This is a genomic window from Caulobacter sp. DWR2-3-1b2 (assembly GCF_049896345.1).
Classification (GTDB): domain Bacteria; phylum Pseudomonadota; class Alphaproteobacteria; order Caulobacterales; family Caulobacteraceae; genus Caulobacter.
The window spans coordinates 173,262-199,272 of sequence record NZ_JAFCUC010000006.1 but is presented as its reverse complement, the minus strand read 5'-3'; the positions used below and the strand labels follow the sequence as shown (position 1 = coordinate 199,272).

17 protein-coding genes are annotated in these 26,011 nt (G+C 66.5%); 5 read left to right on the top strand and 12 right to left on the bottom strand.

Annotated elements, in window-relative coordinates; all coding sequences use genetic code 11:
• Window positions 1–74 precede the first annotated feature (74 nt).
• A complete protein-coding gene (locus ACP694_RS16445; RefSeq protein ID WP_426014123.1) occupies window positions 75–1,229 on the top strand; it encodes a D-alanyl-D-alanine carboxypeptidase family protein in 1,155 nt (384 codons plus the stop codon).
• Here the strand turns inward: ACP694_RS16445 and ACP694_RS16440 are convergent.
• Window positions 1,123–3,639 carry an ABC transporter permease gene (locus ACP694_RS16440; RefSeq protein WP_426014121.1) on the bottom strand — a complete coding sequence of 839 codons (2,517 nt, stop codon included), beginning with the start codon at window positions 3,637–3,639 and terminating at the stop codon, window positions 1,123–1,125. The genes ACP694_RS16445 and ACP694_RS16440 overlap by 107 nt on opposite strands.
• Window positions 3,639–4,352, bottom strand: a complete 714-nt coding sequence (locus ACP694_RS16435; RefSeq protein ID WP_426014120.1) for an ABC transporter ATP-binding protein — start codon at window positions 4,350–4,352, stop codon at window positions 3,639–3,641. The genes ACP694_RS16440 and ACP694_RS16435 overlap by 1 nt, the downstream gene beginning before the upstream one ends.
• Window positions 4,353–4,409: 57 nt before the next feature.
• On the opposite strand from ACP694_RS16435, the gene ACP694_RS16430 reads away from it, so the two are divergent.
• Window positions 4,410–5,069, top strand: coding sequence for an arylesterase (locus ACP694_RS16430; RefSeq protein ID WP_426014117.1), 660 nt, complete (start codon window positions 4,410–4,412; stop codon window positions 5,067–5,069).
• 116 nt (window positions 5,070–5,185) lie between these two features.
• Here the strand turns inward: ACP694_RS16430 and ACP694_RS16425 are convergent, their stop codons facing one another.
• From ACP694_RS16425 to ACP694_RS16380, 10 genes are all read right to left on the bottom strand, one after another.
• On the bottom strand, window positions 5,186–6,292 hold the full coding sequence (locus ACP694_RS16425; protein WP_426014115.1) for a YeiH family protein: 1,107 nt from the start codon (window positions 6,290–6,292) through the stop codon (window positions 5,186–5,188).
• Window positions 6,293–6,429: 137 nt separating this feature from the next.
• Window positions 6,430–9,561, bottom strand: a complete 3,132-nt coding sequence (locus tag ACP694_RS16420; protein WP_426014113.1) for an efflux RND transporter permease subunit — start codon at window positions 9,559–9,561, stop codon at window positions 6,430–6,432.
• 9 nt (window positions 9,562–9,570) lie between these two features.
• Complete coding sequence (locus ACP694_RS16415) at window positions 9,571–10,641, bottom strand: efflux RND transporter periplasmic adaptor subunit (protein ID WP_426014244.1); 1,071 nt, start codon at window positions 10,639–10,641, stop codon at window positions 9,571–9,573.
• Window positions 10,642–10,870: 229 nt separating this feature from the next.
• On the bottom strand, window positions 10,871–11,887 hold the full coding sequence (gene mgrA, locus ACP694_RS16410; RefSeq protein ID WP_426014242.1) for an L-glyceraldehyde 3-phosphate reductase: 1,017 nt from the start codon (window positions 11,885–11,887) through the stop codon (window positions 10,871–10,873).
• Between the two features lie 217 nt (window positions 11,888–12,104).
• A complete protein-coding gene (locus ACP694_RS16405; RefSeq protein WP_426014111.1) occupies window positions 12,105–13,106 on the bottom strand; it encodes a glycoside hydrolase family 5 protein in 1,002 nt (333 codons plus the stop codon).
• Between the two features lie 91 nt (window positions 13,107–13,197).
• Window positions 13,198–13,926 (bottom strand): FadR/GntR family transcriptional regulator, encoded by a 729-nt coding sequence (locus ACP694_RS16400; protein ID WP_426014240.1) that lies wholly within the window; start codon window positions 13,924–13,926, stop codon window positions 13,198–13,200.
• 182 nt (window positions 13,927–14,108) lie between these two features.
• Window positions 14,109–15,677: a sodium/sugar symporter gene (locus ACP694_RS16395; RefSeq protein ID WP_426014110.1), complete on the bottom strand. Its 1,569-nt coding sequence runs from the start codon at window positions 15,675–15,677 to the stop codon at window positions 14,109–14,111.
• 42 nt (window positions 15,678–15,719) lie between these two features.
• Window positions 15,720–16,355, bottom strand: a complete 636-nt coding sequence (locus tag ACP694_RS16390) for a 2-dehydro-3-deoxy-6-phosphogalactonate aldolase (protein WP_426014109.1) — start codon at window positions 16,353–16,355, stop codon at window positions 15,720–15,722.
• Window positions 16,342–17,283, bottom strand: coding sequence for a 2-dehydro-3-deoxygalactonokinase (locus ACP694_RS16385; RefSeq protein ID WP_426014107.1), 942 nt, complete (start codon window positions 17,281–17,283; stop codon window positions 16,342–16,344). Before ACP694_RS16385 ends, ACP694_RS16390 begins: the two co-directional genes overlap by 14 nt.
• A 10-nt stretch (window positions 17,284–17,293) precedes the next feature.
• Complete coding sequence (locus tag ACP694_RS16380) at window positions 17,294–19,030, bottom strand: IlvD/Edd family dehydratase (protein ID WP_426014105.1); 1,737 nt, start codon at window positions 19,028–19,030, stop codon at window positions 17,294–17,296.
• A gap of 280 nt (window positions 19,031–19,310) precedes the next feature.
• On the opposite strand from ACP694_RS16380, the gene ACP694_RS16375 reads away from it, so the two are divergent.
• The 3 genes from ACP694_RS16375 (at window position 19,311) to ACP694_RS16365 (ending at window position 25,885) form a co-directional block, all read left to right on the top strand.
• Window positions 19,311–22,319: a TonB-dependent receptor gene (locus ACP694_RS16375; RefSeq protein WP_426014103.1), complete on the top strand. Its 3,009-nt coding sequence runs from the start codon at window positions 19,311–19,313 to the stop codon at window positions 22,317–22,319.
• A gap of 225 nt (window positions 22,320–22,544) precedes the next feature.
• Window positions 22,545–24,044: a tryptophan halogenase family protein gene (locus ACP694_RS16370; protein WP_426014101.1), complete on the top strand. Its 1,500-nt coding sequence runs from the start codon at window positions 22,545–22,547 to the stop codon at window positions 24,042–24,044.
• A 167-nt stretch (window positions 24,045–24,211) separates the two neighbouring features.
• Window positions 24,212–25,885, top strand: coding sequence for a DUF5597 domain-containing protein (locus ACP694_RS16365; RefSeq protein WP_426014099.1), 1,674 nt, complete (start codon window positions 24,212–24,214; stop codon window positions 25,883–25,885).
• The last annotated feature ends 126 nt before the right edge of the window (window positions 25,886–26,011 follow it).

The window sequence follows — 26,011 nt, the reverse complement described above, 5'->3', positions numbered from 1 at the left end:
AACTCCGAGGGAACGCCTAGCCACTCTGAAGCCTTCAGCCATGGCTAAGTTCCAAAGTGGCGGGGGAGCCCCTATTGAAGATCCTGCGTCGGCTGATCTGGGTGTTCGGAGCGCTGGCCGTGCTCGTCGCGGCGTTCTTCGCTTGGGTGAACTGGCCCAACAGGCCCGCGCCTTCCGTGCCGCCGCCGTCGGTCTCGGCGCCGCGTCCGCCGGTCGAGTATGAGCCGCCGAGCTATTTGCCATCGAACGATCCGCCGTCGGCGCCGAATGTCGCTTCCGCGCCGATCGCCGGCGGACCGCCCGAGGACTGCCAGCCGGGCGGTCCCTCGGTCAGCGCCGCGCCGGTCAACGCCGCTTCGCTGGGCACGATGGCCTGGGCGCCGTTCGGCAGGGGCGAGACCGGCTGGGAGATCTACGCCCCGCGTGTCGCCAACGAGATCGCCACCGCCTGCGCGCCGGGAACGCCGCGCTTCGCCGACGCCCTGGCGCGCTGGCAGGGCGGCCACGGTCTGAAGGCGACAGGCACTTTCGATCCGGACACCTTCAAGGTGATGCTTGTGCGCTGGCACCGGGCGCGGCCGTTCGTGCGGGTCAATGGAGAGGGCGTCTGCCCCAATGCGCCGGCGGTCTCGAGCCTGGCCACCGCGCGGCCGCAGGAAAGCTTTGGCGGCAAGATCATTCAGCTGCGCCCCGGCGCATTGGAGGCCTATCGCCGGATGTACGCCGAGGCCAAGGCCGCCGGCGTGCTCACCCGCCCTGAGGCCCTGACCATCTATTCCGGCTTCCGCGACCCGGCGGCCGACGCCGCCCGCTGCGCCCGCGACAACAATTGCCAGGGCATGGTCCGCACCATCTGCTCGGCCCACCGAACCGGTCTGGCGATGGACGTCTATATCGCCGCCGCCCTGGGCTTTGGCCCCGATAGCAGCAACGACGCCAACCGGCTGATCATGACCCGGTCGGACCTCTATCGCTGGCTGGTCGCCAACGCCGGTCGCTTCGGCTTCGTCAACTATGTCTACGAGCCCTGGCACTGGGAGTGGACGGGCGAGCCGATGCTGCCCGGCGTGCCGATCAACAGCCTGCCGCAGGCCGGGTCGGGCAGCGCGACAGACCCCCTGCTCAATCCGCCCGCAGCACCGGCGCCGGTCGTTGCGCCAGCGCCAGCGCCGCCGCCAAAAGCCCGCCCGCCGTCGAAACCCCCGCCGCGCCGGCCAGCAGGATCATGACCCCGCCCCAGTCGACGCTCCAGCTGGCCTCGAACACCTTGACCACCACGGGCCAGGCGGCGGCGAAACCCAACGTCACGCCCGCCGTGCCCGCGATCAGCCCGACCGCGCCATATTCGATGGCGTAGGCCAGCAGGATCTGGCCGCGCGTCGCGCCAAGCACCTTGAGCGTGGCGGCCTCGCGGGCCCGGGCTCGCGCTCCTGCGGCGATGGCCCCGGCCAGCACCAGCAGGCCCGCCAGCCCCGCCACCGCCGCCGCGCCGCGAACGGCGAGGGCCAGGCGGTCGAACAGGGCGGCCGCCGCATCAAGCTGCTCGCGGACGCTGATCACGTTGACGCTCGGAAAGCTGGTCCCCAGACGGCGGGTCAGAGCCGCCTCCCGCGCCTTGTCCAGGCGGACGATCGCGACACTGCGCAGGTCAGCGCCTTCGAGCGCCTGGGTGTTGAGGATCAGGTTGAAGTTGGGGCCAAAGCCGCCGAACTCGATCTTGCGCAACACCGCGACCCTGGCGTCGATGTCGCGGCCCAGGATGCTGAGGGTGACGATATCGCCGAGCTTGAGCCCGGCGGCGTCGGCGATCTCGGTGTTGAGGGCCAGCAGGGGCGGGCCGGCATAGCCGGGCTTCCACCAATGACCGCCGACCGTGCCGGGGTCGGTGGGTTCGCCGGCCAGAAGCGACAGGCCGATGTCGTTGTCGAACGCCCAGCGTTGGCCGGGTTTGATGGTCTGCAGATCGACGGGCTTGCCCTTCAGGCCGCCAATGCGGCCGGTGGCGAACGGCATGCGCAGATAGGTCTTGGGCGTCAGCGGGCCGATCGCCTTGGCGACCTCGGCGTCGAAGGCGGCGGCCTGGTCGCCGGGGATCTCGGTGAAGACCATGGCTGGGGCGGTGCGGGGCGCGGTGGTGGTGATCTGGGCCAACAGGGCCGACTGGATCAGCACCACGCAGGCCAGCAAAGCCACGCCCAGGCCGATGGCCGGGCTGGCGGTGCGGGCCGCCGAGCGCGGTCCGGCCAGGTTGGCCAAGCCGAGCTTGGCGGGGCCGCTGGCCAGTCGCCGGACCTTGCCCGCGCCCCAGGCGGCGGCCCGACCCAGCGCCCAGAGGATCGCGAACGACACGATGACGCCGGCTATCATGATCCCCGCCGCCACGGGTGTCGGAGCGGTGACGACGGCCAGGGCGGCCAGGCCCGCGCCGGCCAGAACCGCGCCCAGCGTTTCCAGGCTCAGCGGAATGCGACCGCCCAGGCTGCGGCGGAACAGGGCCGAAGGCGGCGTTCGCCGGGCCCGGGCCAGGGGAATCAGCGAGAAGGCCGCCGCCGCCAGCAGGCCGAACAAGCCGGCCTTGGCGAGGGGCCACGGATAGACCGCGAACAAGGCGGGGATCGGCAGGGACGAGCCGGCCAGCTGTCCCAGGATCAGCGGGGCGACGGCGCCGATCGCCAGGCCGATGGCGACGCCCGAGGCGGCCAGCACGCCGATCTGGATCAGGTAGAGGTTGCGGATCAAGGCCCCATCCGCACCGACAGCTTTGAGCACTGCGATCGACGGCTCGCGAGTGGTCAGATAGGCGCTGACGGCGCCAGCCACGCCCAGGCCGCCGGCCACGAGTGAAGCCAGTCCGATGAAGCCGAGGAAATATTCGAGCTGGTCGATCAACCGCCTCGCGCCGGGCGCGGCGTCGAGGCGGTCGCGGGCTTGCAGGCCGGCGTCGGGGAACTTGGCGACCGTGGCCTTGCCCAGGGCGCGGGGGTCCTGGCCAGGGGGCAGGGCGATGCGCACGGTGCGAGCCGACAGACCACCCGTCGCCAGCAGACCCGTACGTTGCAGCACGTCGTCGCGCACCATGACGCGCGGCCCCAGCGAGAAACCTCGGGAAAGCCCGTCAGGCTCGCTCACCAGCACGGCGCGGGCGATGAGAGTGACCGGCCCGGCCTCGAACCGGTCGCCGAGTTTCAGGTGCAGGCGGTCCAGCAACGCCGGCTCGACCGCCGCGCCGGGGACACCGTCGCGGTCGGCCAAGGCGGCGACGACGCTGGGGGCGCCATCGAGTTTTACCGTGCCGGCCAGCGGGAAGCGGCCGTCGACGCCGCGCAGGCTGACCAGCCGGCGTTCCCCATTGGGGGCTTCGGCCATGGCCCGCGCGCCGGCGGTGTAGGTGGTGACGCCCAGCCGGTCGAAGGCGGCGCGTTCGGCGGGGGTGAAGTCGCGGTTCTCGATCGAGAACGACAGGTCGCCGCCTAGGATCTCGCGCGCCTGGCTGGCCAGGCCGTGGCGAAAAGCCTCGGCTGTCGAGCCAGCGGCGGCGATGGCCGCCACGCCCAGGGCCAGGCAGGCCAGGAAGATGCGAAAGCCGCGAACGCCCGAACGCAGCTCGCGGGCGGCCAGTTTCAGCGAGAGAGCGGCCATCAGGCTTCGATCTTGCCGACGATTTGGCCGTCCGCCATCCGTACGATGCGATCGGCGCGCTCGGCCAGCACAGGGTCGTGGGTGACCATGACCAGGGCGGAGCCGACCTCGGCCACCAGAGCGAACATCAGGTCGGCGACGGTGGTGGCGGTCTTGGCGTCGAGATTGCCGGTGGGCTCGTCCGCGAACAGCAAGGCCGGCCGCGCGGCCAGGGCCCGGGCCAGGGCCACCCGCTGTTGCTCGCCGCCCGACAGCTGGTGCGGATAGTGGGTGAGGCGGTGGGGCAGGCCCACGCGGTCCAGCCATTGTCGCGCGGTGGGCAGGGCGTCCCTGGCGCCGGCGATCTCCAGCGGGGTGGCGACGTTTTCCTCGGCGGTCATGTTGGGCAGCAGGTGGAACGCTTGGAAAACCAGGGCCGCGCGGCCGCGCCGCAGCTTGGCCCGGCCGTCTTCATCGAGCTTGGCGAGATCTTGGTTGAACAACCGCACGACCCCCGAGGTCGGCTGCTCCAACCCGGCGCCGACCGCGATCAGCGATGACTTGCCCGAGCCCGAGGGACCGATCACCGCCACGCGCTCGCCAGGGTTCACCGTCAGATCGACGCCCCGCAGAATGTGCACGGGTCCGGCCGCCGAAGGCAGGGTCAGGGTGACGGCTTCAAGGGCGAGGACAGGCGTGGAAGCGGGCAGGGACGGCGAAGTGGCGTTGGACATGAAACTTCCTGAATCCCCACCCATTGTTGGGACGAGCGCCAACCTACATAGGAAGACATGAGCCCGACCGCACCGCGTTTTCTCAGCCGTCGCCAGATCGCCCTCGGTCTGATCGCCGCCTCACAGGTCGCCGCCACGCCGGTGATCCCGCCCAAGTCGCCCGTGGTCACCGTGCTGGGCGACTCGATCACCGCAGGCCTGGGCCTGCCGGCCCGCGACGCGATGCCGGCGCAACTGCAGGTCGCCCTGCAGCGCATGAACGTATTCGCCAAGGTACGCGCGGCGGGAGTGTCGGGCGACACCAGCGGCGGCGGGCTGGCGCGGGTCAATTTCAGCATCGCGCCCGACACCGCCCTGTGCGTGGTGGCGCTGGGCGGCAACGACCTGTTGCAGGGCGTCGAGCCCCGAGTGACCAAGGCCAATCTGCGCTCCATAATGCAAAGCCTGAGAAACCGGCGCATCCGCACCGTCTTGGTCGGCATCGCGGCGCCGCCACTGATCGGCGGGTCGTACGCCCGCGATTTCAACGCGATCTATCCAGCCTTGGCGAAGGAGTTCGCGGCGCCGCTCTATCCTAACCTGCTGGCCGGAGTGGGCGGTTCGCGGCAACTGATGCAGGGCGACGGCATCCATCCCAATGCGGCGGGCGCCAGGCTCATTGGCCAGAAGCTGGCGCCGCTGGTGGCCCAGGCGCTACGGACGGCGCGGACGACGTGAGTCCTGGTGTCGCCAACCCGTCGCAACACCTTTCGCCCGTAAAACTGTCATCCCGGATCTTCGCGCTGCGCGCTCGTCCGGGATGACAAGGCTTTTAGGTGAGAATGGTTAGACGCCTAGGTGAAGACCTCCACCGCCACCAGCACCACCCCCGCGATCCACGCGGTTTCGATCACCATCAGCGCGACAGGACGCCAGCCGGCGGTGATCAGGTCCTTGAACGAGGTCTTCATGCCGAGGCCGGCGATGGCGGTGACCAGGCACCAGCGCGAGACTTCGCTGGCCGCGTCGGTGACCGGCTTGGCCAGCCAGCCGAGGCTGTTGATGACCACGAGCGCCGCGAAACCGACCAGGAACAGCGGCACGGTCGGCTTCGCGCCGCCGCTCGCGCCGGGACCCATGCGCGCCACGACGAAGGCGATGCCGAAGACCACCGGCAGCAGCATGGTCACCCGCAGCAGCTTCACATAGGTGGCCACGTCGCCGGTGTGCGGCGAGATCATGTAGCCTGCCCCCACCACCTGGGCGACGTCGTGGATGGTGCCGCCCAGGAAGATCCCCGCCCGAGTATGATCCAGGTGCAGGGCCGCCGTCAGCAGCGGATAGGTGATCATGGCGATGGTCGACAGGGCCGTGACCGTGACCACGGCCAGGATGGTGTCGCGCTCGCTGTCCTTGGTGCGGGGCAGCACCGAGGCGATGGCCAGGGCCGCCGAGGCGCCGCAGATGCCGACCGCGCCGCCGGACAGGACGCCGAAGCTGGAGCGCAGGCCCAGGCGCTTGGACAGCACCGCGCCCAGCAGGATCGTGGAGCCGATGGCGATGACCACGGTGACGATCGGCGTCAGGCCCAGGCCCAGGATCTGGCTGGCGGTGATCCGCGCGCCGAGCAGGGCGACGCCGAACCGCAGGATGGCCTTGGACGAGAACTCGATGCCGGGAATGCAGCGGCCTTCCTGGTGCAGGAAGTGAAAGGTCATGCCAAACAGCAGGGCGAACAGCATGACCGGCGCGCCGTAGTGCTGCGACAGCCACGAGGCGGCCAGGGCGATGGTCACCGCCACCAGCACGCCGGGATAGAGTTTGATCAGCGCCGCCTGGCCGGGGAAGCCCACCTTCGCCGTTGGCGCGCTCGCCTCGGGCCGGGAGAGGCCCTCCATGCCTTCCAGTGACTGGAACAGCGCACGGGCGGCGGCGGTGTCGGTGTCGAGATCGGAATGCATGCGCGGGCCCCGGGGCCGGCGAGTCGCACCGGTCACGAGGGGATCGAGACCCGATGGCGCGCGCCGGGACAAGTAAAAAAGCCCCCTCGCCGTCGGGCGAGGGGGCTCGATTGTCGTCTGACGGTGCAGACCGGGGGTTAAAGCTCCCGGCCGCCGCCGCCGAAGACCTGCTCCGAAGGCGGCGCCTGGACGTGGGTGGGCGTGGCGTGCTGGTGCCTGAACATCTTGTCGGTGATCTTGCTGGACCAGTTCTTCAGCTTGTCCATGAACACGAACACCACCGGGATGTAGAGCAGCGACAGGAAGGTCGAGGTGATCAGCCCGCCGATCACCGCGATGGCCATGGGCGCGCGGAACTCGACGTCGGCGCCAAAGCCGAACGCCACCGGCGCCATGCCTGCGGCCATCGCGACCGTGGTCATGATGATCGGCCGAGCCCGCTTGTGGGCCGCGTCGAGCAGGGCCTCGTGGCGGCTCATGCCGCCCTTCATGGCCATGATCGCGTACTCGACCAGCAGGATCGAGTTCTTGGCCGCGATGCCCATCAGCATCAGGATGCCGATCAGGGTCGACATCGAGAAGCTGCTCTTGGCCAGCACCAGCAGCAGGAAGGCGCCGCCGATGGCCAGGGGCAGAGCAGCCATGATGGTCACCGGATGGGCGAAGCTGCGAAACAGCAGCACCAGCACCACGTACATCAGCAGGATGCCGGTGATCAGGGCGGCCATGAAGCCGGTGACCATCTCCTGAATGAACTCGGCGTCGCCAGCCGCCACTTCCTTGACGCCGGTCGGCAGAGTCTTGACCGACGACAGGGCGTGAACGCGCTTGCTGGCCTCGCCGACCACGATGCCGTCGAGCTCGGCGGTGATCTCGGCCACCCGGGCCCGGTCCTGCCGCGAAATCTGCGACGGGCCGGCGCCGTAGCGGACGTCGGCCACGGCGTTCAGGGGCACCGAGCCGCCGTGGCTGGACGGCACCTTCAAGGTTTCCAGCACCGACATGTCTTGGCGGGCGTCGTCGGTCAGGCGCAGGCGAATCGGCACTTGGCGGTCGCCCAGATTATATTTGGGCAGCGACTGGTCGATGTCGCCGATGGTGGCGACGCGCACGGCTTGCGAGATCGCGCCAGCGGTGACCCCGGCCCGCGCGGCCTGGTCGGGCTTGGGCGAGACGATGATCTCGGGCCGGGCGATGGCGGCGGTGTTGACCACATTGGCCAGGCCCGGGACGTTGCGCATCTGGGCCTCGACCGATCGGGCGGCGGCTTCCAGTTGCGGACCGTTGTCGCCCACCAGGCGTAGCGTGTAGCTGGAGCCGTCGCTGGGACCACCGCCGTTGTTGCTGCCGGCCCCGATCCGCGCGCCGGGGATCGCCTTGAACTGATCGACCATCTGGCGGCTGAAGTCGCGCTGGCTCATCCGCTGGCCCTTGCCGACCAGATCGGCGGTCAGCTCGGCCTTGTTGACGCCGTCGTTGCCGACCGAGGCGTAGACCCCGGTCACTTCCGGACGAGCCCGAAGTTCGCGGGTCATGCGCTGGGCGATGGCGTCGGTCTCGTTGAGCGTCGCCCCCGGCGGCAGCTCGAGGCTGAACGGCGCCCGCCCGCGGTCGGCGGCCGGCTGGAACTCGAAGGGCAGATGGGTGGCCAGGAAGACGGTGCCGACCAGCATCGGTATGGCCAGCAGGGCCACGATGATCTTGTGGCCCAGCGCCCAGTTCAGGCTCTTGAGATAGGGCCCCATCCACGCCGGATCCTTGTCCGGCTTGTTGTGGGCCTTGAGCATATAGGCCCCCATCAGCGGAGTCAGCATGCGGGCGACCAGCAGCGAGAACAGCACCGAGACGCAGGCGGCCAGGGCGAAGGCCTTGAAGAACTGGCCGATGATTCCGGGCATGAAGCCGACCGGCGCGAACACCGCTACGATGGTGAAGGTGGTGGCGACGACCGCCAGGCCGATCTCGTCGGCCGCCTCCATGGCCGCGTGATAGGGCGATTTCCCGCCTCTCATGTGCCGGACGATGTTCTCGATCTCGACGATGGCGTCATCGACCAGAATGCCGACGGTGAGGGACAGCGCCAGCAGGGTGACGCCATTCAACGACTGGCCGAGCGGGGCCATGATCGCGAAGGTCGGGAATAGCGACAGGGGAATGGCAACGGCCGCCAGGAAGGTGGCGCGCCAGTCGCGCAGGAACAGAAGCACCACCAGCACCGCCAGCAGGGCGCCCAGGCCGAGCGCCTCCAGCGAAGCATAGTAGCTCTGCTCGATATATTTCACGTTCGAGGTCAGCTCGACGATCTGAAGCTCGGGGTGCTCCTTGTCGAGCTTCTCAACCTCCTTGCGGACCTTCTCGGCGACCTTGACCTCGGAGGCGCCGCGCGAGCGGACCATGTTGAAGGTCACGACTTCCTGGTTGTTGAACCGCGCCTGGTCGCGCGGTTCGGCCCAGTGGTCGGTGACCTCGCCCAGGTCGCCCAGGCGCACGGTCTCGCCGTTGTTCAGCTGGACGCGGGTCTCGCGCAGTTGATCTACGGTGTTGGCCGCGCCGAGGGTGCGGATGGCGCGCTCGGAGCCGGACACGGTGACCCGGCCGCCGGGCAGGTCGGCATTGGCCGATTGCAGGGCGCGGCTGACTTCGGCCGCGGTGACGCCCCGGGCCGACAGGCGATCGGGGTCGAGGGCGACCTGAATCTCGCGATTGACGCCGCCCCGGCGGTTCACTTGGCCAATTCCCTTGATGGACAGCAACGCGCGGCTAACGTCGTTGTCGACGAACCAACTGCGCTGTTCAGGGGTCAGGTTTGGGGCCTGGACGACGTAGGTGATCAGCGGATTACCTGAGATGTCGATGCGCGTGACATTGGGGATCTGCATGTCCTGCGGCAGGGCGCTCTGCAGATTGGCCATGGCGTTGCGGACATCGTTGGTGACCCGCTCGTGATCGACGCCCAGTTCGAATTCGATAAAGGTCGAGGAATAGCCGTCGCCGACCGTCGAGCTGATGTGGCGCACCTGGCCAAGGCCGGCGATCGAGTCCTCGATCAGCCGGGTGACCTGGGTCTCCAGCTCGGTCGGCGCGGCGCCGGGGCGCGAGGCGTTGACGATGACCAGCGGCAGGTCGACGTCGGGATTGTCGTTGATCCGCATGCTGGTGAAGCCAGAGACGCCGGCGATGGTCAGCAGCAGGAACAGCAGGATGACGGGGATCGGGTTCCTGATCGCCCAGCGCGAGATGTTGTTTTGGTTGGGGTTCGGATTTTCCATCGCGATCCCCTAGCGCTTGGCCGCGACGACGCGCACGGCGTCGTTATCACCCAGGAAGCCCGCGCCCTCGACCACGACGCGCTCGCCGGCCAACAGGCCCTCGGCGGCGGTCTGGTTGGCGTTGCGCGACAGGATGTCGATGCGCCTGAACCGGGCGTGGTTGTTGGCGTCGACCACGAACACGCCCGACTGGTTTTGCCTGTATAGAATGGCGGCGGTCGGGATTGTCGGGGCGGGGCGGACGCCCGCCGAGATCTGGGCGCGGGCGAACATGCCCGAGCGGAAGCCGCTGCCGGGGGCCAGGCTGATGCGCGCCAGGCCAACACGGGTTTGGGCGTTGACCTCGGACGTGACGATGCGAACCGTGCCGGTGGTCTGGCCGACCTGGTCGGAGGTCACGGTGGCGGGCATGCCGGCCTGGACCGCCAGCAGGTTGGTCTCGGGAATCTCGGCGTCAAGCTCCAGCCGGCCATCGCGGACGATGCGGAACAGCTCGGTTCCGGCCGAGACGATCTGGCCCTTGGTCACGCTGCGGCGGCTGATCAGACCCGAGACCGGGGCGCGGATCGCGGCCTGGCCAAGGCGGGCGAAGGTCTCGTTGCGCGAGGCGTCGGCGGAGGCGAGTTGGGCCAGGGCGGTCTGCTGGCGGGCGGTGGCGGTGTCGAGCGAGGCTTGCGACAGATAGCCCTTGGCCTGCAGTTCGCGCGAACGGCCCAGCGCGGCGGTAGCTTCGGCCAGGGTGGCCTTGGCGCTGGCCACCGAGGCTTCCTGCTGGCGAAGCTGGGCGCGCAGCATGGTGTCGTTTAGCGAGACCAGGATCTGGCCCTGGCGAACGGTCTGGCCTTCCTCGGCATTGACCGAGACGGCGGTCAGGCCTCCGGTCTCGGCGCCGACAGGCACCTCTTCCCATGGCGTGACGGTGCCCGAGGCGCTGATCAGCCGGGGCAGGGACTGGATGGTGACTGGCACGACGCTGACCGTCAGGCTAGCGGTCACGCCCGGCTTCTTGGCGGTGTCGGTCTTGGCCTTGTCCTTGCCTTGGTCGCAGGCTGTCAGGCTCAGTGCGCCGATGCAAAGCACTAACGGCAACGCAGTCGAACGCAGGCCGCGTTTATTTATCCGTTGATGCACGACGAACCTCAGCTCCGGTGGTTTGAACAGCCAATCGCCTTCTAGCCGAGAAACGGCGTTCGCCGGATTAAATGATCGTAAGGCTTGGATGTCGGGGCATGGCCTCGTCGGATTTGAGCTTTCTGTGACATCGCGGACGCAATCCGCGCGTCGATGCGCCCCGCCTGGAAGGGTCGGCTCAGCCTTTGGGCAGGTCCGACGCCGACAGGTTCGACGAGATCTTCCAGAGATCGATCGCGCCCTCGGTGGCGTGGCGATCGATCTGGGCCAGCTCTTCGGCGGTGAAGGAGAGGGTGTTAAGCGCCGCCAGGGAGTCTTCCAACTGGGCCACCGTACGGGCGCCGATCAGGGCCGAGGTGATGCGCGGGTCGCGCAGCACCCAGGCCAGGGCCATCTGGGCCAGGCTCTGGCCGCGCGCGCTGGCGATCTCGTTGAGCGCCTGAATGCGGGCCAGATTGTCGGCGCTCAGCAGATGACCGCCCAGCGAGCCCGCCTTGGCCGCGCGCGAGTCCTGCGGCACGCCGCCGAGGTATTTGTTGGTCAGCATGCCTTGGGCGAGCGGCGAGAAGGCGATGCAGCCGACGCCGAGGTCGTCCAGGGTGTCCAGCAGGCCGTCCTCGATCCAGCGGTTGAGCATGGAGTAGGACGGCTGGTGGATCAGCAACGGCACGCCCTCGGCCTTGAGGATGGCCGCCGCCTGGCGGGTCAACTCGGGCGAATAGGACGAGATGCCCACGTACAGCGCCTTGCCCTGGCGATGCAGATGGGCCAGGGCGCCCATGGTCTCCTCCAGCGGCGTCGTGGGATCGACGCGGTGCGAATAGAAAATGTCGACATAGTCGACGCCCATGCGCTTGAGGCTCTGGTCACAGCTGGCGATCAGGTACTTCCGCGAACCGCCAACCTTGCCGTAGGGACCTGGCCACATGTCCCAGCCGGCCTTGGTGGAAAGGATCAGTTCGTCGCGGTGGGCGGCGAAGTCGCTGGCCATGACCTTGCCGAAATTCTCCTCGGCCGAGCCGTAGGGTGGGCCGTAATTGTTGGCCAGGTCGAAATGGGTGACGCCCAGGTCGAAGGCCCGGCGCAGGATGGCGCGGCCGTTTTCGAAGACGTCGGCGCCGCCGAAGTTCTGCCACAGCCCCAAAGAGATCGCCGGCAGGTCCAGGCCGCTGCGGCCGGTCCGGCGGTAGGGCATGGCGTCATAGCGGGTGCCGGCGGCGACGTAGGGCTTCTGCACGGGACGGTTCCTGTGGGGGACTCAGGGTCGGGATGGAATGGCGCGAATTCTCTGCAGTGTCATCCAGAACGAAACCCACCGCCGTTTTCCGGGCGAATGCCGGGACCCAGATTCATCCAGCGCGGCTCGTGGGTTTCACCTGGGCCCGGCCTTCGCCGGGGAGACGGGAAGGAGACTACGGAACCAGCGCCCGATGGATCGGCGCCACCCACGCATCCTTCTTGATGTCATAGACTACGAAGTCGCTGTCGAACTGCCAGTAGGCCCAGGCCCAGCCGCGTTTCTCGGCCTGGCGGGCGGCCGCGGCGGTGTAGGCGGCGCGGAAGGTCATGCCGCCCTTGTCATAGGCCCCGAACTCACCCAGCAGGATCGGCCGGTCATTGGCCCTGGACCAGGCCTGGACGCCGTCGAAGTCGGTCTTCATCCGCTGGCGTTCGGCCTTCGTGCCCCAGGTCACCCCGGTCTTGGGCGTGTCGGGATTCCACGACGCACCCTGGTGGGTGAATTCCATCGGCAGGTAATAATGGACGGTGACGATCAGGTGGCGATCGGCGGCCGGCAGGGACAGTTTGTCCAGATGGCTGATATTGTTCCAGAAAGCCGGACCCACGATGACGTTGCGGGTTGGATTGGTGGCGCGCACAATGGGCAGAAGCTCGGCGACCCAGCTGTTCCACAGGTCGTCGGTCAGGCCCTTGTTGGGCTCGTTCAGCAACTCGAAAACCACACCGTCGGGCGCGTCCTTGTAACGCTCGCCGATCTGCCTCCAGAAGGCCGACAGCTTGGGTCTGCAGGTGGCGGGGTCGTCGCCGCAATCGCCGAAATTGTGCTCGTCGAGGATCACCGTCAGCTTCTGGTCCAGCGCGGCCGCGACCACGGCGTCGAGGGTCTTCAGCCAGGCCGGGTCAAGCTGGTTGTCGGCGTCCATGTGCGAGAAGGCATGCAGGTTAATGCGCACCGCATCGAAGCCGCCGTTCTTGATGACCTTGAAATGGCGATCGACCTGGAAGCGGGCCGTGGCCGGGTCCTTCCATAGCGGGTCATAGCCCAGCACGTTGACACCGCGGGTCATGGCCTTGACCTGATCGCGCGGCGTGATTTCGCCGGCGGCCGCCGGCACGACGGCCAGGGCCGATAACAGGGCGCAGGCGGTCAAGGTCTTCAAAACGGAGAGCATGGCGTTTCCTCGCGGGCCCGCGCTTGAAGGCGGGCTCTTTATGACAACGCTGTCACTATTCACCCAAATGGGTCGGTGCGCAACCGCCCGTTCAGGCGTCGCGGCGGGCGGCTTCGGATTCAGTGCCGGGCGAGGCGGCGCGGATCAGTTCCAGCACGTCGACGATGATGATCTGCATGGCGCTCTGGGCGGCGACCGCGTCGCGGGCGATGATCGCGGTGGCCACATCCTCGTGCGACGGGATCGAAGCGGTGCGGCCCTTGATGCGGTTGGTGAAGCGGATCGAGATCCGCAGGGCGGTGTTCACCAGCTCATAAAGGTCGCGATAGAACGGGTTCTTGGTGGCGTTGAGGATTGCCACGTGAAAGGCGATGTCGGCCGACAGCGGATCGTCCTCGCCCTCGGCGGCGGCCTTCATCCGTTCCAGCGCCTTGCGGATACCGTCCAGCCCCGCCTTGTCGGCGTTGCGGGCGGCCAGGGCGGCGGCGGCGGGCTCGATGCCCAGCCGCATCTCGGTGAACTCGGCCAGCAGGCGAAGGCTGAACTTGCGTTCCAGCAGCCAGCGCAGGACGTCGGGATCCAGCAGGTTCCACTCGTTCTCTGGCTCGACCACGGTGCCGTGGCGAGGGCGGGCGCTGAGCAGGCCCTTGGCGGTCAGCATTTTGACCGCCTCGCGGGTAACCGTGCGGCTGGCTCCGAACTGCTTGGACAACTCGCCCTCGGTCGGGAAGCCGATCTCGACATATTCGCCGGTGACGATCGATTGGCCCAGCGCTTCGACGAGGCCATAGGTCAGGCTCAGGCCCGGCTGCGTACGGATCGCCAAGTTCACTTTCCCCTCAAACCCCTCTCGAAGCACGAATCTTCGAAAGGTCTGACCTTGTGTAGCGTGCTTCGTCGGCGCCCGGAACAAACATATCTGACGACGCCCCGTCACGGCGAACCGTGACGGGGTTTGAGGTTCAGGCTTGAGCGATCATTGCTACAGCGACGTCCGCATGATCACCACCAGATGGCGTAGAGCGCTATCAGGATCAGGATCACGCCGAGGCCGGCGATGTTGAAGCCGGTGGTGGTCTTGTAGCTGACCCCCTCCAGGCTCACGATATTGACGGCCTTCTTTTGTGGCGCGACCAGTGAGACGACGATCGCCGCGGCCAGGGTCAACAGGAACACCAGGCCGACGCGGTTCATGAACGGGATCACGAACACGCCCATCTTGTCGGCGACGAAGAAGGCGCCTGACAGGGCCGCACCGCCGATTGCGGCCACCAGGGCCGAAGCGGTGGTGGCGCGCTTCCAGAACAGGCCCAGCATGAAGATCACCACGATGCCCGGGGTGAAGAAGCCGGTGAAATCCTGGATGAACTGGAAGGCCTGCTCGGCCTTGCCCAGCAGCGGCTTGGCCATGATGATGCCGATGATCACAGCGATGACGGCGGTGATGCGGCCGACGGTGACGAGGTGGCCTTCGCTTGAGCCGGTCTTGACCTTGGCGTAGATGTCCAAGGTGAAGATGGTGGCGATCGAGTTGATCTTGGCGGCCAGCGACGCGACGATCGCGGCCACGAGGGCGGCGAACACCAGGCCCAGCACGCCGGGCGGCAGCAGCTTCATCATCTCGGGATAGGCTTGGTCGGGCTTGGCCAGGCCGGGCACCAGGATCAAGGCCGCGATGCCCGGCAGCACGACGATCACCGGCATCAACAGCTTGAGATAGGCCGCCAAGGCAATGCCCTTCTGGGCTTCGGCGATGTTCTTGGCGCCGAGGGCGCGCTGGATGATGTATTGGTTGAAGCCCCAGTACGAGACGTTCATCACCCACAGGCCGCCGAACAGCACGCTGAGGCCCGGCAGATCCTTGTAGTGCGGGTTGTCCTTCGAAAGGATCATGTCGAACTTTTCGGGGAATTGGGTCGTCAGATGGTTGAAGCCGGCGACGACGCCCTGGCCCGCGCCGATCTTGTCGAGCGACAGGTAGACGATGATCAGGCCGCCGGTGATCAGCAGGGCCACTTGGACGATATCGGTCAGGGCCACGGCCTTCAGGCCGCCCCACAGCTGATAGGCCAGTGCGAAGACGCCGATGATCACCAAGGCGAGCATCTGGTCGATGCCGGCCACGGTGTGGATGGCGATTGAGCCCAGCCACAGGATCGAGGTCAGGTTCACGAAGACGTAGAGGATCAGCCAGAACACCGCCATCACGTTGCGGACGCTGGGTCCGTACCGCTGTTCCAGGAACTGCGGCATGGTGCTGATGTTGTTCTTCAGGAAGATCGGCAGAAAGAATTTGCCGACGATCAGCAGGGTCAGGGCCGCCATCCACTCGTAGGAGGCGATGGCCAGGCCCAGGGCGTAGCCCGAGCCGCTCATCCCGATGATCTGCTCGGCCGAGATGTTGGCGGCGATCAGCGACGCGCCGATGGCCCACCAAGGCAAGGCCTTGCCCGCCAGGAAGTAGTCGGTGGAGTCCTTCTTGTGGCCGCCCTTGTCGCGGGAAACCCACTGGGCCAGGCCGAAGATGGCGACGGCGTAGATCGCCAGGATGACGAAATCGATGGTTTTCACTGAGGTCCCCCCTAGGGCCGTATTCTCGTTTTGGTGTTGCGCTTAGCTCGGGAACTCGGCGGTCCAGGCGGCGACCAGGGCCTTGGCCCTCTGGCTGACGTCCTGGGCCGAGTAGCCCGGTCGATAGAGTTCGCCGCCGACGCCGATGCCCGACACGCCAGCCTCGATCCAGGGTTTCAGATTGGCCGCGCCGACGCCGCCGACGGCGTAGACGCTGACGTCCTTGGGCAGCACGTCGCGCACCGCCTTGATGTGGCCCGGGCCGAAGGTGCCGGCCGGGAAAAGTTTCAGCGAGCGCGCGCCGGCCTTGACGGCGGCGAAGGCTTCGCTGGGCGTGGCGAAGCCGGGCATCACGGTCAGGCCCAGGCCGACGGCGTGGCGGATGACGGCAGGGTCGGTGTTGGGCGTGACAATCAGCTTGCCACCGACGCCGGCAACCTGATCGACGACGTCAGGCGACAGCACGGTGCCCGCGCCGCACAGCGCCTGGTCGCCGAAGGCGGCGCATAGCTTGCCGATGCTGACCAGCGGATCGGGCGAGTTCATCGGCACTTCGATCGCGCCGATCCCGGCCTCGACCAGGGCGGCGGCGACGTCGAGAATCTCCTCGGGCTTGACGCCGCGAAGGATCGCGACGATCGGCGGGGTCTTGGCGTCGGGCGAGCTAGGCAAGGACATGAACTCCACTGTTCTGGGCTGACGACAACGTTGTCAATCCGGCCAGGACAGCCGAGTCGCCATCCACGGGTACGCTGGCGCCGCCATGGGCGGTGATGGCTTCGGCATAGAGGACGCTCAGGGCCGGGGCTCCGATCAACGACACCTGGCCCAATTTCCCAAACCAGCTTGAGGTGGTTGCGGTATCAGCGCCTATCAACAGGCCCGACAGGAAGCCCATGGCCTCGTCCTTGGCCAGGCCGTCGAGAAGTTGTCGGCTGCGGGTCTCGAAAATCAGATGGGGCAGGGCGCCAGGACCGTGTTCGACGATCCGGGCCACGCCGCGCGTGAAACCGGCGGCCAGGCCCTCGGCCGATTCGGCGTCGCCAGGCGCCGCCTTGGCCAGGATCGAGTGTTCCCGTAGCAAGGCGTAGATCTCGCCGACCGGCGCAGTGAGGAACGATGTGATCGCCCCGTCGTCGACCACGACCCATTTGGTGTGGGTGCCGGGCAGGGCCAGCAGGTGACGACCCTTGGCGAGGTCGGCGTTCAGGGCCAGGGCGCCGAGGATCTGGGTCTCCTCGCCGCGCATCACATCCGGTCCGCCCAGGGCGTTGCGGCACGACAGGCCTGGCACGATGGCGACCGGCAGGCCGTCCGCGTCGATCTGGATCAGGCGATCGCGGATGTCTGCGGCGCTGGCCGGGCAGGCGGCGTAGGGCGCCTCGACCCAGCCGTTGCGCGAGCCGACCATGCCGCACAGCAGGGCCTGGGAGGGGCCGGCTTCGCGCCAGTCGCCCACCAGCTCGAGGAAAGTCTCGCACGGCGACTTGGACAGGGACCCGATGCCCGGCCCATCTCGCCGATCGAGCACCATCTTGCCCTGCCGCAGGAAGAGCCGCAGGCGCGAGGTGCCCCAGTCGCCAAAGATCGTGACCGAGCTGTCCATGGGGTTCATCTCAATGCGACTCGCGGGTGACGACCGACCCACTAGATCCCACGAGGAAGTCGAGATCCGCGCCTTTGTCGGCGCCTAGCACGTGGTCGATGTACAGCTTGGCGTAGCCGCGCGTCGCCTTGGGTGGTGGCGGATTGGCGCGCCACACCACCAGGCGCGCGGCCATATCCTCGTCGGAGATCAGCAGGTTCAGTGACCGAGCGGGGCCATCAAGCTGGATCTCGTCCCCAGTCCGGACGACCGCCAGCGGGCCGCCGGCCTCGGCCTCGGGCGAGACATGCAGAATGACGGTGCCAAAGGCTGTGCCGCTCATCCGGGCGTCGCTGATGCGCACCATGTCCTTTACGCCCTGTTCCAGCAGCTTGGTCGGCAGCGGCATGTTGCCCACTTCGGGCATGCCCGGATAGCCCTTGGGCCCGCAGCCCTTGAGCACCAGGATCGAGCTGGCGTCGACATCCAGGGCCGGATCGTCGATGCGGGCCTTGAAGTCCTCGATGGTCTCGAACACCACGGCCTTGCCGCGATGGGTGAGCAGTTCGGGGCTGGCTGCGCTGGGCTTCATCACCGCCCCGCCGGGGGCCAGGTTGCCGCGCAGCACCCAGATGCCGCTGTCGGGCTTCACGGGGTGCTCGACGCCGCGAATGACCTCGCCATTATAGACCTCGGCCTTTTCGTACTGAGCGCCGATCGGCGCGCCGGTCACGGTCAGGGCGGTGGGGTCCAGGAGCGGTTGGAGTTGCTTCATCACCGCCGGCACCCCGCCGGCATAGTGCAGGTCTTCCATCAGGAAGCGGCCCGAGGGCTGCAGGTCGACCAGCAGCGGCACGTCGCGCGACAGATGATCGAAGTCCTCCAGGCTCAGTTCGACACCCAACCGACCCGCCAGGGCCAGCAGATGGATGACCGCATTGGTCGAGCCGCCGATCGCCGCGTGGACGCGCAGAGCGTTCTCGAACGCGGCGCGCGTGCAGACCTGAGACATGGTCCGCCCGTCATGCACCATGCGGACGATGGCCCGGCCGGTCTCGTGCGACATCGCCGCGCGGCGGGCGTCGACGGCCGGAATGGTCGCGTTGTACGGCAGGCTCATGCCCATGGCCTCGACGATCGAGGCCATGGTCGAGGCGGTGCCCATGGTCATGCAGGTGCCAGGCGAGCGGCTCATGCCGCTCTCGGCCGACATGAAGTCCGGCAGGGTCATCTCGCCGGCCCGGACGGCCTCGGAGAACTTCCAGACGTCGGTGCCCGAGCCGATGTCCTTGCCGCGGAACTTGCCGTTCAGCATTGGGCCCGAGCTGATCACGATGGTCGGCAGATCGACGCTGGCCGCGCCCATCATCTGGCCCGGCGTGGTCTTGTCGCAGCCGCCCAGCAGCACGACGCCGTCGATGGGATTGCCGCGGATCGACTCCTCGACATCCATGGCCAGCAGGTTGCGAAACAGCATGGCGGTCGGCCGCATCTGGGTCTCGCCCAGCGACATGGCCGGAAACTCCAGCGGCAGGCCGCCAGCCTCCCAGACGCCACGCTTCACATGCTCGGCGATGTCGCGCAGGCCCGCGTTGCAAGGCGTGATTTCGGACCAGGTATTGCAGATGCCGATCACTGGCCGGCCGTCGAACACATCGTCCGGAAGGCCCTGGCTCTTCATCCAGCTGCGATGGATGAAACCGTCGCGATCCAGCTTTCCATAGCTGGCGCTGCTGCGGAAGCGACCGCTTCCGTTTCCTTGACTCATGTTCTTCCCTGACGCCCCCGGGCAACGATAAGCGCCCGATCCTCGTCATTTATAGTATAATAACGATGGTGGCAAACTCCCCTGTTTCAGGAGGGATTTGGCGGGCGTGGCGCTAAAGTCGCGCCTTTCAATGCAAAATGATAGCGCTATCAATTCCCGCTTGAAAGTATCACTTATATGACTAAAGGTCCGCTCCAGATCGTGTGATCGCCGAGCGCGACGCACGTCACTGGCGCCTTAAGAGCGCCAGGACGGATCTCTCTGGGGGAAGGAAACGGGAATGCCACGTCGCAATCTGTCTCATCGCAATCTGATGCTCATGGGCGCCTCAGCGCTTGTGCTCTGCGCCGCCGCGCCAGTCGTGGCGTTCGCTCAAACCGCCCCGGCGACCACCGACACGGTCGAGGAAGTCGTCGTCACCGGCCAGCGGGCGGCCCTGCAATCGGCTCAGAAGCTGAAGCAGAACGCCGACGAGGTGGTCGATTCCATCGTCGCCGACGATATTGGCAAGCTGCCCGACCGGTCGGTCACCGAGGCGCTGCAACGCGTCGTCGGCGTCACCATCGACCACACGATGTCGCGCGGCGATCCCGAGCACTATTCGGTCGAGGGCAGCGGTGTGAACATTCGCGGCCTGACCTATGTGCGCTCAGAACTGAACGGTCGCGACAGCTTCACCGCCAACGGCGGCCGTAGCCTGAGCTTCGAGGACGTCCCGCCCGAGTTGATGGCCGGCGTCGATATCTACAAGAACCCCTCGGCCGAGCAGATCGAAGGCGCCGTCGGCGGCCTGGTCAACCTGCGCACCCAGATGCCGTTCGACCAGAAGGGTTTCAAGGCTTCGGTCTCGGCCCAGGGCAGCTATGGTGAACTGACCAAGGGCAAGGCGACCCCGTCGGGCTCGATCCTGCTCAGCGACCGCTGGGACACCAATATCGGCGAATTCGGCGCCCTGGTCGATCTGGCCTATTCAGAAAGCAAGACGCGGACCGACGGCATCCAGGTCGAGCCCTACTACCAGCGCGCCTATGATGGCACGACCCTGCTGGTGAACCCGACCGCGACCCAGTTTGCGGCGGCGCAGAAGGTCTGGATCCCGAAGGGCGTCAACTGGCGCACGCTGGAGTTCGATCGCAAGCGCTTCGGCGCCTACGGCGCCCTGCAATGGCGGCCGACCGACAAAATCGAGATGTCGCTCACCTACTTCCGCAGCCAGTACAAGATGGACTGGAGCGAGTACGCGATCTTCTCGCAGGCCAATGTCTGGAACATCCAGGGCTCGAACCTGAAGTTCAACGATAGAGGAGTGCTGCAGTCGGGGACGCTCACGGATCCGACCGACAAAGGCATTAATTTCAACGACGACGTCCGGGCCGCCAACCGCAAGTCGGTGACCGCCGACACGGCCTACAAGATCAAGTGGGAAGCCACCGACCGCCTGACCATTACCTCGGACCTGCAATATGTCCGCGCCACGACCGACGGCTTTGACTCCACCGTGGCGACTGGCTTGCTCGTGCCGTCGGAACAGATCGACCTGACGGGCAAGGTCCCGACGGTGACGGCCAACGCCGCCTATCTGGCCGACAAGAACAACTATTACTGGGGGTTCACGATGGACCACCAGGACAAGAGCCTGGCCCACGAATGGGCCTGGCGAACCGACGCCGACTACCGTTTCGACAGCAGCATCTTCCGTTCGCTACGGGTCGGCGCGCGCTTCAGCGACCGGGACTCCCTCAACGACCAGGCGCCCTACAACTGGTCGGCCGTCAGCCAGCCCTGGCAGGTCGGGTGGAACATTTCGGGGCTGGCCAAGCTGAGCGATCCGCGCTTCCAGGCGGCGACCACGCTGCACAGCTTCAGCAACTTCTTCAACGGCCAGGCTGACACGCCGGCCGCGGTGATTTTCCCGGACGCCTCGCTGGCTCTCGGTTTCCCGGCAAGCTACGTGGCGCTTCACAAGTATCATGACATCCTGTGCGCCGAGCAGGTGGCGGCCCAGGGTTGGGGCTCATGCGACGTCTGGGCGCCCAGTTCCTTTGGCAACGACGCCTACCGCAACAGCCAGGACGAAAAGTCCTATGCGGTCTACAGCCAGCTGCGGTTCGGTTTCGATGACTTGAAGTATCCGATCGACGGCAATGTCGGTATCCGGGCGGTCAAGACGGTGCTGCACGCGCGCGGGGTGATCGCCCTGGCGGCGTCGAACATCGGCCAGAACACCTCGCCGACGCCGGTTCCGGTCTTCACGGCCAGCACGGTAAAGCAGGCCTTCCAGAACGACTACACCGACTACCTGCCCAGCCTGAACCTTCGGATGAAAGTTACGCCAGAGTTCCAGGTCCGCCTGGCCATGGCCAAGGCGATCGCCCGGCCCGACTTCAGCCAGCTCCAGGCCTACACCAGCTTGTCGCCGACCTATGTGACCTCGGGAACGGTCATCACCGGCACCAGCCTCACCGGCACGGCCAGCGGCAACCCCTACCTGACCCCGACCAAGTCGGATCAGTATGACCTGTCGGCCGAATGGTACTTCGCGCCGGCCGGTTCGCTGACCTTCGCGGCGTTCTACAAGCATCTGTCGGACGTGGTGATCAACCAGGTTTCGACGATCCAGGCCAAGGACACCACGGGCACAGTCTACAACTTCACCACCACGTCGCCAGTCAACGGCGCGCGCGGTCTAGCGCGCGGATTCGAGGTGGCCTACCAGCAGTATTTCGACTTCCTGCCGGGCTTGCTTTCGGGCTTCGGCGTGCAGGCCAACTACACCTATGTCGACAGCCGTCAGCACCTCTACACTCCAGTCAACTCGGCGCTGTGCACCGATAGCAGCGGCGGCGCGACAAATCTCAACCTGAACCTCAACGGCTGCGACACTGATGGTCGGACCTTCGGCAACCTGCCCTTGGCCAACCTGTCGAAGAATAGCTACAACTTGGCGCTTCTCTACGACAAGGGTCCGGTCTCGGCGCGCCTGGCCTACAATTGGCGGTCCAAGTACCTGCAGGCTGTCAACGTCAATGGCACGCAAGGCACAGATGGCGGCGCAAACGGCCAGAGCCAGAGCATCGCCTGGGGCCTGCCGACCTGGGCCGACGACTACGGTCAGCTGGACGGTTCGATCTTCTACAAGATCAATGAGAAGGTCACGATCGGCCTGGAAGCTCAGAACCTGACGGACTCGGTTTACAAGCAGCTGATGCAACAGCACGTCGGCACGATGGGCCGGGCCTGGTTCGCCAGCGGCCCGCGCTACACCGCGCAGATCCGCGCGACGTTCTAGAAATGACGTGATCCACACGGACCCGCGCTCCACCGAGCGCGGGTTTCGTGCTGTCTAGAGCATTTCCCGACCTGACTGCGTCAGGCCGTGAGCTCTAATCGTTTGTTTTGAGGCATTTTTCTTCACGCGAACCGGAACCACTTCGCTCGAAAAATGCTCTAGCGACCGGGTCAGGCGCGCGTCGTGGCGCCGGCCCGAACCTGAGCGTCCTGGGAGGGAACAGAGGTGTCCGACAAGGCCATCCGCAAGATCGTCATCGTCGGCGGCGGGACCGCCGGCTGGATGGCCGCCGCTCCGCTCGCCAAGATGCTGGGCGGGCGGTGCGAGATCGAATTAATCGAGTCCGAGGAAATCGGCACGGTGGGGGTCGGCGAGGCCACCCTGCCCACCATTCGCTTCTACAATCGCGCCCTGGAGCTGGACGGGGTCGATTTCATTCGCAAGACCCAGGCGACCTTCAAGCTCGGCATCGAGTTCCGCGACTGGGGCCGCGTGGGGTCCAAGTTCTTCCATGGTTTTGGCGATTACGGTCCGCGGATCGAGAACCGTTCGCCACACCATCACTGGCTAAGACTGCGGGCCCTGGGCGACATGACGCCGATTGACGCCTGCTCGGTGTCGGCCAGCGCGGCGGCCGTCGACCGGTTCACGCCGCCGGTGGGAGACGCGCCGTCGGTATTCAACGCCTATTCCTACGCCTTCCACTTCGACGCCTCGCTCTATGCCCGCTACCTGCGCGACTATGCCGAGACGCGGGGGGTAAAGCGCACAGAGGGCAAGATCGTCGATGTGAAGCTGCGCGGGGAGGACGGCTTCATTGAGCGCCTGGTGCTGGCCAATGGGACCGAGGTCGAGGGCGATCTCTTCCTGGACTGTTCAGGCTTTCGCGGGCTGCTGATCGAGCAGGCGCTGAAGACCGGCTACGAGGACTGGTCGCGCTGGCTGCCCTGCAACAGCGCTTGGGCCGTGCCCTGCGAAAGCGTCGCACCATTGACGCCTTATACGCGTTCGACGGCCCGCTCGGCGGGCTGGCAATGGCGCATCCCGCTGCAGCACCGGATCGGCAACGGCCATGTGTTCTGCGACGGCTTCATCGAGCGCGACGAGGCCGCCCGCGTTTTGATGGCCAATCTGGACGGCAAGCCCCTGGACGACCCGCGTCCGCTGCGCTTCACCACGGGGCGCCGGCGCAGGGCCTGGAACCGCAACTGCATTGCCCTTGGCTTGGCCGGCGGCTTCCTGGAACCGCTCGAATCAACCAGTATCCAGCTGATCGAAAACGGCGTGGGTCGGCTGATCGAGCTGTTCCCCGACCGCGACTTCGACCCCAGCCTGGCTGACGAATATAATCGCCGGATGGACACTCAATTCGAGAGCGTCCGCGACTTCCTCATCTTGCACTACAAGGCCACCACTCGCGACGATTCCGAGTTCTGGCGCTATTGCCGCGACATGCCGATTCCTGATCGCCTGGCTCATCAGATCGAGCTGTTCCGGAGTAGCGGCCGCGTGTCGATCCACGATCCGGAGTCGTTCTCCGAACCCAGCTGGATCGCCATGTATCTGGGGCTGGGGGTCGAGCCTCGATCGCACGATCCGATGGTCGATCTGATCGACGAGGGAGCCTTGCGCGGCCATTTCGAGCGTATCCGAGGCTTGGTCCGCCAGACGGTGGACGCCATGCCAAGCCAGTCGGACTTCATCGCGCGCAACTGCCAGGCTTGATGACGCCCGGAGGCCTCATCAGCTTGATGAGAGCGGCACTGGATGAAGGCGCATATCGCCTTGCAAAGCTGGCAGCCTCGGCTATTTGTCGTATTATACATATGGTAGCGGTAACGAGCTGTCGCGGCGATCTTCGTGCGACGACGGCCAATAGGGGAGGGGACAGAATGCGACCCCACAGGACCATCGCGAACAAGGCCAAGATCCCGTTCGGTCCAGCCCTTTCGCACGCCCTCGTATCGCTTATCGCGCTGGCAGCCGCGAGCGCCGCTCCAGCGATTGCGGCCGAGGCCTCGATCCCCAAATTTGTCGCCAAGGATGGTCGTCACGCCCTGCTGGTGGATGGCGCGCCGTTCCTGATGCTGGGCCTGCAAGTCAACAACTCCAGCAACTACCCTTCGCAGTTGCCCAAGGTCTGGCCGGCCGCCAAGGCGATGCATGTCAACACCCTGGAAGTGCCGATCGCCTGGGAGCAGATCGAGCCGGTCGAGGGGCGGTTCGACTTCTCGTTCGTCGACGTGCTGCTCAGGCAGGCCCGCGACAACGACGTGAAGCTGGTCCTGCTGTGGTTCGGGACGTGGAAGAATAATGGTCCAAGTTACGCCCCCGAATGGGTCAAGCTGGACAACAACCGCTTTCCGCGGGTGATCACCGCCAAGGGCGAGACCCGCAACTCGCTGTCGCCGCACTTCCCCGCCACGCTGGAGGCCGACAAGAAGGCCTTTGTGCAGTTGATGCGCCATTTGAAGGCCGCCGATCCGGATCACACGGTGATCCTGATCCAGCCAGAGAACGAGACCGGCGCCTACAGCGCCGTGCGCGACTATTCCCCTACCGCCCAAAAGTTGTTCGCGGGTCCTGTGCCGGCCCAGCTGGTCAAGGCCATGGGCAAGACGCCTGGAACCTGGAGCCAGGTGTTCGGCAAGGACGCCGACGAATATTTCTACGCCTGGTCGATCGGCCGCTACGTCAATGAGATCGCCGCCGCCGGCAAGCGCGAGCTGCCGCTGCCGATGTATGTCAACGCCGCCCTGCGCGACCCATTCAAGTATCAGGACCCCTACACCTACTCGTCGGGCGGGCCGACCTGGAATGTGCTCGAGGTCTGGAAGGCGGCGGCCCCGTCGATCGACGCCATTGCGCCGGACATCTACATGCGGGAGAGCGACAATGTTCGCAAAACGCTGGAGCAGTACGACCGCCCCGACAATCCGCTGTTCGTCGCAGAGATCGGCAGCGACAAGGGCTATGCGCGCCACCTCTATGACGTGCTGGGCCGCCACGGGATCGGCTTCTCGCCATTTGGCCTGGATCAGACCGGCTATTCCAACTACCCGCTGGGCGCCAAGACGGTGGACGCCCAGGCGCTGGAGAATTTCGCGGTCCACTACCGCCTGTTGGCCCCTATGGCGCGCGAATGGGCCAGGCTGGCCTATGAGGGCAATGTCTGGGGCGCTGGCGAGGCCGACGACCGCAAGGCCGAGACCCTGAAATTGGGCGACCGCTGGACGGCGACGCTGTCCTACGGCGAATGGCAGTTCGGCTCGATCGACCAGCCCTGGATGGGCAAGGCCGAAAAGCAGCCCGGTCGCGAGGTGCCCGACGGCGGCGCCCTGATCGCTCAGCTGTCGCCCAACGAATTTCTGATCACCGGCTATCGCGCTCGCGTCAGCTTCGGTTCGGTCAAGGGCGAACGGTTCCTGATGGCGCGGGTCGAGGAAGGCCATTTCGAGGACGGCCAGTGGGTCTTCGATCGCCTGTGGAATGGCGACCAGACCGACTACGGCCTCAACCTGACCACCACGCCGCAGGTGCTGAAGGTTAAGCTGGCCACGTACTAGATCGAACCTTCATCCATCCCGAACCCGTTTTCCCGGCGAAAGCCGGGACCCAGATTCATCCGAAGCCTCTTGCGGGTTTCACCTGGGCCCCGGCCTTCGCCGGGGAGACGGAAATAGGGCTGGCGC